Annotated in this window: 15 protein-coding genes; all 15 read left to right on the top strand. The window is 71.5% G+C overall.

Translation table 11 applies throughout. From position 1 onward, the window contains the following. Positions 1-255: 255 nt before the first annotated feature. The 15 genes from ACFVIU_RS00630 to dprA all read left to right on the top strand — a co-directional run bounded on the left by ACFVIU_RS00630 (position 256) and on the right by dprA (position 11,642). On the top strand, positions 256-852 hold the full coding sequence (locus ACFVIU_RS00630; RefSeq protein ID WP_385839711.1) for a hypothetical protein: 597 nt from the start codon (positions 256-258) through the stop codon (positions 850-852). A 300-nt stretch (positions 853-1,152) separates the two neighbouring features. Beyond that, entirely contained in the window at positions 1,153-1,572 is a 420-nt protein-coding gene (gene rpsP / locus ACFVIU_RS00625; protein ID WP_023546467.1) for a 30S ribosomal protein S16, read from the top strand. A 5-nt stretch (positions 1,573-1,577) separates the two neighbouring features. Beyond that, positions 1,578-1,817, top strand: a complete 240-nt coding sequence (locus tag ACFVIU_RS00620; protein WP_003973401.1) for an RNA-binding protein — start codon at positions 1,578-1,580, stop codon at positions 1,815-1,817. A 108-nt stretch (positions 1,818-1,925) separates the two neighbouring features. Then, entirely contained in the window at positions 1,926-2,483 is a 558-nt protein-coding gene (gene rimM / locus ACFVIU_RS00615) for a ribosome maturation factor RimM (RefSeq protein WP_385839710.1), read from the top strand. After that, positions 2,480-3,313, top strand: a complete 834-nt coding sequence (gene trmD, locus ACFVIU_RS00610; RefSeq protein ID WP_385839709.1) for a tRNA (guanosine(37)-N1)-methyltransferase TrmD — start codon at positions 2,480-2,482, stop codon at positions 3,311-3,313. Before rimM ends, trmD begins: the two co-directional genes overlap by 4 nt. 137 nt (positions 3,314-3,450) lie before the next feature. Beyond that, positions 3,451-3,801, top strand: coding sequence for a 50S ribosomal protein L19 (rplS, locus tag ACFVIU_RS00605; protein WP_070022289.1), 351 nt, complete (start codon positions 3,451-3,453; stop codon positions 3,799-3,801). An 81-nt stretch (positions 3,802-3,882) separates the two neighbouring features. Then, positions 3,883-4,584, top strand: a complete 702-nt coding sequence (gene lepB / locus ACFVIU_RS00600; protein ID WP_385839707.1) for a signal peptidase I — start codon at positions 3,883-3,885, stop codon at positions 4,582-4,584. Further along, positions 4,577-5,668, top strand: coding sequence for a signal peptidase I (gene lepB, locus ACFVIU_RS00595; protein ID WP_385839706.1), 1,092 nt, complete (start codon positions 4,577-4,579; stop codon positions 5,666-5,668). Before lepB (ACFVIU_RS00600) ends, lepB (ACFVIU_RS00595) begins: the two co-directional genes overlap by 8 nt. After that, a complete protein-coding gene (gene lepB / locus ACFVIU_RS00590; RefSeq protein WP_385839705.1) occupies positions 5,556-6,560 on the top strand; it encodes a signal peptidase I in 1,005 nt (334 codons plus the stop codon). Before lepB (ACFVIU_RS00595) ends, lepB (ACFVIU_RS00590) begins: the two co-directional genes overlap by 113 nt. Positions 6,561-6,708: 148 nt before the next feature. Further along, complete coding sequence (gene lepB / locus ACFVIU_RS00585; protein WP_385839704.1) at positions 6,709-7,494, top strand: signal peptidase I; 786 nt, start codon at positions 6,709-6,711, stop codon at positions 7,492-7,494. Next, entirely contained in the window at positions 7,484-7,972 is a 489-nt protein-coding gene (locus ACFVIU_RS00580) for an NUDIX hydrolase (RefSeq protein WP_385839703.1), read from the top strand. The genes lepB (ACFVIU_RS00585) and ACFVIU_RS00580 overlap by 11 nt, the downstream gene beginning before the upstream one ends. Before the next feature lie 56 nt (positions 7,973-8,028). Continuing rightward, the gene (locus tag ACFVIU_RS00575) at positions 8,029-8,337 is read left to right on the top strand and encodes a DUF2469 domain-containing protein (RefSeq protein ID WP_003965949.1); all 309 of its coding nucleotides are present in this window, start codon (positions 8,029-8,031) and stop codon (positions 8,335-8,337) included. A 156-nt stretch (positions 8,338-8,493) separates the two neighbouring features. Next, entirely contained in the window at positions 8,494-8,859 is a 366-nt protein-coding gene (locus ACFVIU_RS00570) for a YraN family protein (RefSeq protein ID WP_385839701.1), read from the top strand. Further along, entirely contained in the window at positions 8,860-10,485 is a 1,626-nt protein-coding gene (locus tag ACFVIU_RS00565) for a YifB family Mg chelatase-like AAA ATPase (RefSeq protein WP_385839700.1), read from the top strand. Then, entirely contained in the window at positions 10,482-11,642 is a 1,161-nt protein-coding gene (gene dprA, locus ACFVIU_RS00560) for a DNA-processing protein DprA (protein WP_385839699.1), read from the top strand. Before ACFVIU_RS00565 ends, dprA begins: the two co-directional genes overlap by 4 nt. Positions 11,643-11,697: the final 55 nt, after the last annotated feature.

The following is an 11,697-nucleotide window of genomic DNA, read 5'->3' as shown; positions in this document are numbered from 1 at the left end:
GCTGACCAGGACGAGGCCCGCGCGGAGAGCGGCCGAATCGCCTCTTGCGCATCCGTCGGCCCGGGCGACATCCGGCATTACGGGATGCGTCGTAGCGCGGCCTACGCACCGGCTTGGTAGGAGCTGTGCGGCTTCTCCGTGGATCGGCGCACCCGCCCTCGTCCGGACGCATCAGTGCCAACTGACGGGTACGTGCAAATTATTTGGGATGCCCCGGAATAGGAACACAGCGGCACCCCCGCTCGTTGTCATTACGTGAGCACGACACAGACACCCCCTGTTCTCGCCGCAGAGCTGGCGCAGGCGTGGGCCGACATCCAGCGGTACCACCCCGAGCTGCCTGACCTCGCCGCGCCAGAGTCCCTGATCGGAGAGTCGTCGTCCGCGTGCGGGCACGAGCTCTCCTTCGAGCGACTGCTCCATGAGGCAGTCCATGGCATCGCCGCCGCCCGTGGGATCCGCGACACCTCCCGGGCCGGCCGCTATCACAACCGCCGATTCCTGGCCATCGCCGAGGAGCTGGGCCTGGACCATCCCGAGGAACCGCATCCGAGCAGTGGCTTCTCCCTGGTCACGCTCAACCCCGAGGCGAAGCGGCGCTACCGCCCGACGATGGAGCGCCTCCAGCGCGCCCTGAAGGCGCACACCGTGGCCACCTCGTCCGACACCTCCCGCACCTTCCGCGGTCCGGCCGCCCGGCACGGCTCCTCCGGCGGCGGGGTCCGGGTCAAGGCGGTCTGCGACTGCGGCCGCAATGTCCGCGTGGTCCCCTCGGTGCTGGCCCAGGCCCCCATCGTCTGCGGCGGCTGCGGCAAGCCCTTCAGGATCCCGGAGGTCGTGGGAGCGGCGTGACCCGGGCCGCGGTACCGGCATCTCGTGGGTGCCGGTGACGGCCCGGACCGCAGTCGCACGGCACGGGGGCAGTGCACCCGACGTGACCTCACCTCCACGCCGGGTGCCGGTCAAGCATGCCCGGCACACCCCGCGGCCGGGAGCGACCCGCCGGGTGTGGCACAATGGCTAGCTGTACTCGACAGTCGCATAGGACCCCTCTCTCCTCCGGCTGACGCGTCCATCGGGCATTCGGGTACCGCAACCCCACGCGGCAGCTCGCCGTGCCCAACCACGTCAATTCCAGGAGAACCCACTCCCGTGGCAGTCAAGATCAAGCTGAAGCGTCTGGGCAAGATCCGTTCGCCTCACTACCGCATCGTCGTCGCCGACTCCCGTACCCGCCGTGACGGCCGGGCCATCGAGGAGATCGGCAAGTACCACCCGACCTACAACCCGTCGGTCATCGAGGTGGACGCCGATCGTGTGGCGTACTGGCTGGGTGTCGGCGCGCAGCCGACCGAGCCCGTCCTCGCCATCCTGAAGAAGACCGGCGACTGGCAGAAGTTCAAGGGCGAGCCGGCTCCCGCGCCGCTGCTCGTCGCCGAGCCGAAGCCGGCCCGTCCGTCGTTCGAGGCGCTCGGCGGTGACGACGAGGGCAAGGGTGAGGCGATCACCCAGAAGAAGAAGGCTGAGAAGAAGGACGAGGCGGCTGCCGAGTCCGAGTCGACCGAGGCCTGAGCACCATGCTCGAAGAGGCGCTTGAGCACCTCGTGAAGGGCATCGTCGACAACCCTGACGATGTGCAGGTCGCCTCGCGCAACCTGCGCCGCGGACGCGTGCTCGAGGTCCGGGTCCACCCGGACGACCTCGGCAAGGTGATCGGCCGCAACGGCCGTACCGCGCGCGCTCTGCGTACCGTCGTGGGCGCCATCGGCGGCCGCGGTGTCCGCGTCGACCTCGTCGACGTGGACCACGTCCGCTGACGCTTCATCGCAACCGGCTCGGGCCGGGGACCGGTCCATTGGGCCGTCCCCGGCCCGCAGTCGTATGAGCCTTCCGGCTCTCGTCGTTCCGACAGGAGATCAAGCACAGTGCAGCTGGTAGTCGCACGGATCGGCCGCGCCCACGGCATCAAGGGCGAAGTCACCGTGGAGGTACGCACCGACGAGCCCGAGCTGCGGCTCGCGCCGGGCGCCGTCCTGGCCACCGACCCGGCCTCCGCCGGCCCCCTCACCATCGAGACGGGCCGCGTGCACAGCGGCCGGCTCCTCCTGCGCTTCGAGGGCGTCACCGACCGCAACGCGGCCGAGGCCCTGCGCAACACCCTGCTCATCGCCGAGATCGACCCGGAAGAGCTGCCCGAGGGCGAGGACGAGTACTACGACCACCAGCTCATCGACCTCGACGTGGTCACCGAGGACGGGACCGAGGTCGGCCGGATCACCGAGATCTCGCATCTGCCCTCCCAGGACCTGTTCATCGTGGAGCGCGCCGACGGCAGCGAGGTGCTGATCCCCTTCGTGGAGGAGATCGTCACCGAGATCGACCTGGAGGAGCAGCGGGCCGTCATCGCGCCTCCGCCGGGTCTGATCGACGACCGCGCCGAGATCGCCTCGTCCCGGGAAGAGCCGACGGAGGACGGCGCATGAGGCTCGACGTCGTCACGATCTTCCCGGAGTACCTGGAGCCGCTGAACGTCTCCCTGGTCGGCAAGGCCCGCGCGCGTGGGCAGCTCGACGTCCAGGTGCACGACCTGCGCGCGTGGACGTACGACCGGCACAACACGGTGGACGACACGCCGTACGGCGGTGGCCCCGGCATGGTCATGAAGACCGAGCCCTGGGGCGACGCCCTGGACACCGTCCTCGCCGACGGCTACGAGAGCGGCGCCCAGGCGCCCGCGCTGATCGTGCCCACCCCCAGCGGCCGCCCGTTCACCCAGGAACTCGCCGTCGAACTCTCCGAGCGGCCCTGGCTGATCTTCACGCCGGCCCGCTACGAGGGCATCGACCGCCGGGTCATGGACGAGTACGCCACCCGGATGCCCGTCCACGAGGTCTCCATCGGCGACTACGTCCTCGCCGGCGGCGAGGCGGCCGTCCTGGTCATCACCGAGGCCGTGGCCCGGCTGCTGCCCGGTGTCCTCGGCAACGCCGAGTCCCACCGTGACGACTCCTTCGCGCCCGGTGCCATGGCCAACCTGCTGGAAGGCCCCGTCTACACCAAGCCGCCGGTGTGGCGCGGCCGGGACATCCCGGACGTGCTGCTCAGCGGCCACCACGGCAAGATCGCCCGCTGGCGCCGGGACGAGGCCCTGCGGCGTACGGCACTACACCGCCCCGACCTGATCGAGGCCTGCGACCCCAAGGCCTTCGACAAGAAGGACCGGGAGATGCTGTCGATCCTGGGCTGGGAACCGGACCCGGAGGGTCACCCGCACGGCCGATTTTGGCGCCGGGCCGGGGGCGTGGAAGAATAGACCGCTGTTGTGCGTCCGTCCGGTGTGCGCCCCTGCCACAGGGGGACACGACGTCCGCCCCGACCCGCACGACAGTCCTTCTTGGAACCACTAGTTTCCGTTGATGACCTGTGGCATCAGCGAAGAAAGCAGACCAAATGTCTCACCTGCTCGACACCGTCGACGCCGCGTCGCTGCGCAGCGACATCCCGGCCTTCCGCCCGGGTGACACCGTCAACGTCCACGTCCGCGTCATCGAGGGCAACCGCTCCCGTGTGCAGCAGTTCAAGGGCGTTGTGATCCGTCGCCAGGGCTCCGGTGTCCGCGAGACCTTCACGGTCCGCAAGGTCTCGTTCTCCGTCGGCGTCGAGCGCACCTTCCCGGTGCACACCCCGATCGTCGAGAAGATCGAGCTGGTCACCCGTGGTGACGTGCGCCGCGCCAAGCTGTACTACCTCCGTGAGCTGCGCGGCAAGGCCGCGAAGATCAAGGAGAAGCGCGAGAGCTGAGCACTCTCCGCTGCTCGCGAGCCGCAGGCGAGCGAGCCGGCGCCACGGCGTCACAGCGGGGCGGGATAGCATCTCGCCCCGATGGACACCGAAGCACAGCCGACCGAACGCGACCGCTCCTCCCACCCGGAGTCCCCGGGGCCGGAGGGACGGTCGCGTTTCGCGTTGGTGGCGCGGCTCGCCGACTGGCTGCCGGGCGGCCGGATCACCCTCACCCTTCTCGTCTGCCTGGTGTTCCTGCTCGCCCTCAACGCCTTCGTGGTGCAACCGTTCCAGATCCCGAGCGGATCGATGGAACAGGGATTGAGGATCGGGGACCGCGTTCTCGTAAACAAGTTGGCGTACCGTTTCGGTGCCCGGCCGCGCCGCGGTGACGTGGTTGTGTTCGACGGCACGGGGTATTTCGGGGACGCCGACTACATCAAGCGCGTGGTCGGTGTGGGGGGAGACCATGTGGTCTGCTGCGACAAGAAGGGGAGGATCGAGGTGAACGGCCGGGCGGTCGACGAGACGGCGTTCCTCTATCCCGGGGACCGCCCCTCCGAGGTGGCCTTCGACATCCGGGTGCCCGCCGGCACCCTCTTCGTCCTCGGCGACCACCGCAGCGACTCCAGCGACTCCCGGGACCACCTGGGCTCACCCGGCGGCGGCATGATCCCCGTCGGTGACGTCATCGGCCGCGCCGACTGGATCCTCTGGCCGTACGCCCATATGACCCACCTGAGCCGGCCGTCCGCCTACGCGCGCGTGCCCGCGATCGCGGCGGAGGGCGCCCATGGGTAACCGCGGCAAACCGCGCGGGGTGCCCGAGACCCCCGCGGACGACCTGCTGCCCACCGGGGTCCGGCGCACCTCCGCGCCCGGTGGCGGCCGCACGCGCGCGGAGCGCCGCAAACTCCAGCGCAAGGTCAAGCGCAAGCGGCGGCGTTCGGCCGTCCGGGAGATCCCGCTCCTGGTCGGCGTCGCCGTGCTGATAGCGCTGGTCCTGAAGACCTTCCTGGTCCAGGCGTTCGTGATCCCGTCCGGCTCGATGGAGCAGACCATCCGGATCGGCGACCGGGTCCTGGTCGACAAGTTCACCCCGTGGTTCGGCTCCGAGCCGCAGCGCGGGGACGTCGTCGTCTTCCACGACCCGGGCGGCTGGCTGGCGGACGAACAGACCCGGAAGACGTCCGACCCGGTCGTCCTCAAGCAGCTCAAGGAGGGTCTGTCCTTCATCGGCCTGCTCCCGTCCGACAATGAGAAAGACCTGATCAAACGGGTCATCGGCGTCGGTGGCGATCATGTGAAGTGCTGTGACACGCAGGGCCGGGTGACGGTCAACGGCGTCCCGCTCAGCGAGGCCGACTACCTCTACCCGGGCACGTCCCCCGCCGCCACCCCCTTCGACATCACCGTGCCCCCGGGCCGGCTGTGGGTGATGGGCGACCACCGCGACGACTCCGCGGACTCCCGCGCCCACCAGAACACCCCGTACGGCGGCACGGTCTCCCTGGACTCCGTGGTGGGCCGTGCCATGGTCATCGGCTGGCCGATCGGTCACTGGACGAGCCTGGACGAACCTAAAACCTTCGCAAGCGTCGGCGACTCCCGCTCCGGTGCGGCCGCGGCCTCCCGGCTGTCGCATAGGGTTGCTTCCGAGAATCCGAACGGAATGACCCAACTCCCGACCCCTGCGGAACTCCCGCTCGTTATGGGAGTGGTGGGCCTGCGTCGTATGTGGTGCGGGCGGCGGCACAGAGTAAGGAGTTGGCGTGGGGGATGTGGCGGTTGGCGCACGGTCGGGACACGACGGCGAGGAGCACCGCGGGCACCCCGTGGAAGCGAACGCCCCCGCACCGGACGGCGCCATGACCTCCGGGAATGACATGGCAGCGGACGACGGCACCGCCGGGGACGAGCAGCCGCCCCGCACCCAGGACGCGGGCTCCGGCTCCGGTTCCGGATCCGACGCGGAAGACACCGCGCCCCGGCCCAGGAAGCCCCGCTCCTTCTGGAAGGAGCTGCCGATCCTGATCGGTATCGCGCTGGTCCTGGCGCTGCTGATCAAGACCTTCCTGGTGCAGGCGTTCTCGATCCCCTCCGACTCGATGCAGAACACCCTCCAGGAGGGTGACCGGGTCCTGGTCGACAAGCTCACCCCGTGGTTCGGCTCCGAGCCCGAGCGCGGCGAGGTCGTCGTCTTCCACGACCCGGACAACTGGCTGGCGGGCGAGCCGACACCGAACCCCAACGCGGTGCAGAAGGTGCTCAGCTGGATCGGCCTGATGCCGTCGGCGGAGGAGAAGGACCTGATCAAGCGGGTGATCGGGGTCGGCGGCGACACCATCCAGTGCAAGGGCTCCGGCCCGCTGCTGGTCAACGGCAAGGCGCTGAACGAGCCGTATGTGTACCCCGGCAACACGCCGTGCAGCGTGGACGACCAGGGCGGCCAGTTCAAGGTGAAGGTGCCCAAGGGCTACATCTGGGTGATGGGCGACCACCGCCAGAACTCCCGTGACTCCCGCTACAACCAGTCCGACCGGAACCACGGCATGGTCCCCGTCGGCAAGGTCGTGGGCCGTGCGATCGTCAAGGCCTGGCCGGTCAACCGCTGGGGCACCCTGCCGATTCCGGACACCTTCGACCAGCCCGGCCTGGACCGGCAGTCCTCGGCGGCGGCCTCCCTGACGGTGGCTCCGGAGGGCCTGGCCGTCGCGGCGGTCGTGCCGGTGGCGGTGTGGCGCCGGCGCAGGAGCCGGTCGCAGGAGCGCGTCTGACGCCGGACGCCGCCGCAGGAGCGCGCTGACGCCCCACGCTGCGGCAGGACCGTGTCCCACAGCATCCGGAGCCGCCCCGGCCGGGGCGGCTCCGGCTTTTCCGCCGGGGGTGGGCAAGGCTCAGTACCGCCGGGTAGGGTCCCGGTCCATGGGTGGCGAGAGCACGACGCGTACGGCCCCGCGCAGCGGCGGCACAGGCACGGCAGGGCCCGGCGGCAGCCGGCTGGGGCAGCGGCTGTCCGGGCTGGTCGTGGCCCTCGGCCTCGTCCTGTTCCTCGGCGGCTTCGGCTGGGCGGCGGTCACCTACCGGCCGTACACCGTGCCCACCAGCTCCATGACGCCCACGATCGACGCCGGTGACCGGGTGCTGGCCCAGCGCGTCGACGGCGCCGACGTCAAGCGCGGGGACGTGGTCGTCTTCGAGGACAAGAGCTGGGTGACCAACGCCAAGGTGGTCAAGCGGGTCGTGGCCGTCGGCGGGGACACCGTCTCCTGCTGCACCGACGGAAAGCTGACCGTCAACGGCAAGCAGATCGACGAGCCCTATCTGCCCGAGGGCTCCCTCGCCGAGATCAAGAACTTCCCGACGGTCACCGTCCCCGCGGGCCGGCTCTTCCTGCTCGGCGACGAACGCCAGGGCTCCCTGGACTCCACCGCCCACCTCACCGACGCGGCCAAGGGCACGGTTTCCCGGGACGCCGTGACCGCCCGCGTGGACGCCGTCGTATGGCCCTGGAAGGGCATGCTCAAGCGGCCCACCGGTTTCACGGCGCTCGGCACCCTCTCGCAGCCCGGCCCGCTGCGCACCATCGAGCTGCTGATCGTCGCCGGTGCGGTCCTGGTCCTGGCCGGCGGCGCGTACGGCCCGATCGCCAAGCTCTTCGGCCGCTCCCGGCGCACTCCCGCCCGCCCGGAGGCGGCCGGTGCCCGCTGAGCCGCGGAAGGTGGCCCGGGTGGTCCTGCTCGATCCCGAGGACCGCATCCTGCTGCTGCACGGCCATGAGCCCGACGACCCGGCCGACGACTGGTGGTTCACCCCCGGGGGCGGTCTGGAGGGCGCCGAGACGCGGGAGGAGGCCGCCCGCCGGGAGCTCGCCGAGGAGACCGGCATCACGGACGTCGAGCTGGGTCCCGTGCTCTGGCAGCGCCGCTGCTCCTTCCCGTTCGCGGGCCGCCGCTGGGACCAGGACGAGTGGTACTACCTGGCCCGTACGGCGCAGACGGTGACCGGGGCGACGGAGCTGACGGAGCTGGAGCGGCGCAGCGTGGCCGGAGCGCGGTGGTGGACGTGTCAGGAACTGGCCCGGGCGCATGAGACGGTGTATCCGACCAGACTCGCCGAGCTGCTGCGCACGCTGCTCGACGAAGGTCCCCCGGCCGGTCCCGTGACCCTCGATCCGGAAATCGTCTGAGGGCTCGCGCGGCTGGCGCACAATGGTGGGATCGCACGGCTGAAGGGGAACATGCCATGAGCGCCGAGGACCTCGAGAAGTACGAGACCGAGATGGAGCTGAAGCTCTACCGGGAGTACCGCGATGTCGTCGGTCTGTTCAAATACGTGATCGAGACCGAGCGGCGCTTCTATCTCACCAACGACTACGAGATGCAGGTGCACTCCGTCCAGGGTGAGGTCTTCTTCGAGGTGTCCATGGCCGACGCCTGGGTCTGGGACATGTACCGACCGGCTCGCTTCGTGAAGCAGGTCCGGGTCCTGACGTTCAAGGACGTGAACATCGAGGAGCTGAACAAGAGCGACCTCGAGCTGCCCGGCGGGTGAGGTGACCCGCGGCTGACGGACTCCGGCGGCTGACGGACTCGGGCAGGTGACGGGCTCCGGCGGGTGACGGGGTTATCCACAATCGCCGGGCCGTCCACCAAGATCAACATCTTGGGTCACGGCTGCGTGATCGTTGGCGCCGGAGGTGGTGCCGACATGAGCAAGGCACGCAGTGGACTCGGCAGGTACGGCGAGGATCTGGCCGCCCGGCGGCTGACCGAGGCCGGGATGAGGATCCTGGAGCGCAACTGGCGCTGCGGTCGTTCCGGAGAGATCGACATCGTCGCGCTGGACGGCGATGTCCTGGTCGTCTGCGAGGTGAAGACCCGCAGGGACGGCGCCTTCCAGCATCCGATGGCCGCCGTCACCCCGCAGAAGGCGGGCCGGCTGCTCGGCCTGGCCCAGCACTGGATCCAGGCCCACGGAGGGGCTCCGCCCGGAGGCGTCCGCATCGACCTGGTCGGCGTGCTCCTGCCCCGCCGGGGCGCCCCGAGTGTCGAGCACGCCCGGGGGGTGGCCTGAATGGGATTCGCCCGTACGTGCTCGGTGGCCCTGGTGGGGGTGGAAGGCGTGGTCGTCGAGGTCCAGGCCGACCTCGAACCCGGCGTCGCGGCCTTCACCCTGGTGGGCCTCCCGGACAAGAGCCTGACGGAGAGCAGGGACCGGGTCCGGGCGGCGGTGGTGAACTCGGGCGGCGAATGGCCGCAGAAGAAGCTCACCGTGGGACTCAGCCCGGCATCGGTGCCCAAGGCCGGCTCCGGCTTCGACCTGGCCGTGGCCTGCGCCGTGCTCGGAGCCGCCGAGCGGATCGATCCCCGGGTCCTCGCCGACATCGTCATGATCGGAGAGCTGGGGCTGGACGGCCGGGTCCGCCCGGTGCGTGGGATCCTGCCCGCGGTGCTGGCCGCGGCCGACGCCGGGTACGAACAGGTGGTCGTGCCGGAATGCGCCGCGGCGGAGGCCTCGCTGGTCCCCGGTGTCTCGGTGCTGGGCGTGCGCAGCCTGCGCCAGCTCATCGCGGTCCTGGCCGACGAACCCGTCCCCGAGGAGGAACCGGACCAGCAGGGCCGCCCGGACCCGCTCCTGGCCGGTCTGCGCGTACCGGGCACGGGCGCCGCCACCGGCATGCACAGCATCGGCGCCACCCAGCACGAACACGACCACGATCTCGCGGACGTGGTGGGCCAGACATCGGCCCGCACGGCCGTGGAGGTGGCCGCCGCCGGGGGACACCATCTGTTCCTGGAAGGGCCGCCCGGCGCGGGCAAGACCATGCTCGCCGAACGGCTTCCCGCCGTGCTTCCCCGGCTCACCAGGGAGGAGTCGCTGGAGGTGACGGCCGTGCACTCGGTGGCCGGGCTGCTGCCGCCGGGCAAGCCGCTCATCGACATCGCCCCCTACTGCGCCCCGCACCACTCGGCGACCATGCAGTCCCTCGTCGGCGGCGGCCCCGGCATCCCGCGCCCCGGAGCGGTGTCCCTCGCCCATCGTGGGGTGCTCTTTCTGGACGAGGCACCCGAGTTCCACAGCCAGACCCTGGACGCCCTGCGCCAGCCCCTGGAGTCCGGCCATGTGGTCATCGCACGCAGCGCCGGTGTCGTCCGGTTCCCGGCCCGCTTCCTGATGGTGCTGGCGGCCAACCCCTGCCCCTGTGGCCGCTTCTCCGTGCGCGACTCCCTGTGCGAGTGCCCGCCGTCGGCCATCCGCCGCTACCAGGCCCGGCTCTCCGGGCCGCTGCTGGACCGGGTGGACCTGCGCGTCGAGGTCGATCCGGTCAGCCGGGCCCAGCTCACCGCACCGGGCGCCCGGGGCGAGACCACCGCCACCGTGGCCGACCGGGTGCGGCAGGCCCGGGAGCGGACCGCGGCCCGGCTCGCCGGAACCCCCTGGCGCAGGAACAGCGAAGTGCCCGGCCGGGAGCTGCGCAGCCGCTATCACGCCGTGGCCGGCGCCATGGACGAGGCCGAGCGCAACCTGGAGCGGGGCGTGCTCACCGCGCGCGGCATCGACCGGGTGCTGCGCGTCGCCTGGACCGTCGCCGACCTCGTCGGACACGACCGCCCGGACGCGGCCGACGTCGCCCTCGCCCTGCAACTGCGCACCGGAGTCCCCCGGGGCGTGCCGATGGCCATCGGGGCGCTGACATGACCGGAGAGGAATGCCCCGACGCCGAACTGCTCGGGCGGGTCTTCCTCGGGCGGGTGATCGAGCCGGGGGACGAGGCCGGCGGGCGGTGGGTGCGGGAGTTCGGGGTCGGGGAGGTGGTGCGGCGGCTGCGCGGGGACGGCGAGCCGTTGCCCGGGGTGAGCGCCGTGCGGTGGGAGGGGCTGGTCGCGCGGGCCCGGCGGGCCGAGCCCGAGCGGGATCTCGCCCAGGCCCGGCGGACGGGGGCACGGTTCCTGCGCCCGGGGGACACCGAGTGGCCCGGGCAGCTCGACGACCTCGGCGACGCCCGGCCCCTCGGTCTCTGGGTGCGGGGCCGCCCCAGCCTGCGGTTATGGGCGCTGCGCTCGGTCGCGGTGGTGGGCGCCCGCGCCTGCACCGAGTACGGCAGCCACACCGCCGCCGGCCTCGCCGCGGGCCTCGCCGAGCGGGGCTGGGTGGTGGTGTCGGGCGGCGCCTACGGGATCGACGGCGCCGCCCACCGCGGTGCCCTCGCCGTCGGCGGCGCCACCGTCGCCGTCCTGGCCAGCGGCGTCGACCGGCCCTACCCCCGCGGCCACACCGCGCTCATCGACCGCATCGGGGAACAGGGGCTGGTGATCGGCGAGTTGCCCCCGGGCGACCACCCGACACCGAGCCGGTTCATCCTGCGCAACCGGGTGATCGCGGCCCTCACCAGAGGCACCGTCGTCGTGGAGGCGGCCTGCCGCAGCGGCTCCCTGGCCACCGCGCGGGCCGCACAGCGGCTCGGCAGATTCACCATGGGCGTGCCCGGCCCGGTCACCAGCGCACTCTCCGCCGGGGTGCACGAACTGCTGCGCGGCGAGGCCACCCTCGTCACCGACGCCGCGGAAGTGGTCGAACTCGTGGGTGATATCGGAGAGCTGGCCCCGGCCCGGCGGGGCCCGGTGCTCCCCCGTGACCTGCTGGAACCGGCCGCCCGGAGCGTCCTCGCCGCCCTGCCGGGCGACCGGCCGGCCCCCGCCGCGGAGATCGCGCTCGGTGCCCGCACCACGCCGGACGACACGATCGCCCGGCTGTACGAACTCCGAGCACTGGGGTACGTCGAACGACATGGCGACGGCTGGAAGTTGACACGCCAGGCGGTGATGTCCGTCCGGGCCGCCCACGAAAGTCGCTGACCGAGGGTGTTCGGCCGTCCGGGGGAACCCCCGACGCCCTTGGGGTTTCCCCGAG

It is taken from the genome of Streptomyces sp. NPDC127190 (assembly GCF_042672505.1).
In the GTDB taxonomy this organism is placed as follows: Bacteria; Actinomycetota; Actinomycetes; order Streptomycetales; family Streptomycetaceae; genus Streptomyces.
This window is presented reverse-complemented; position numbering and strand designations above follow the sequence as displayed.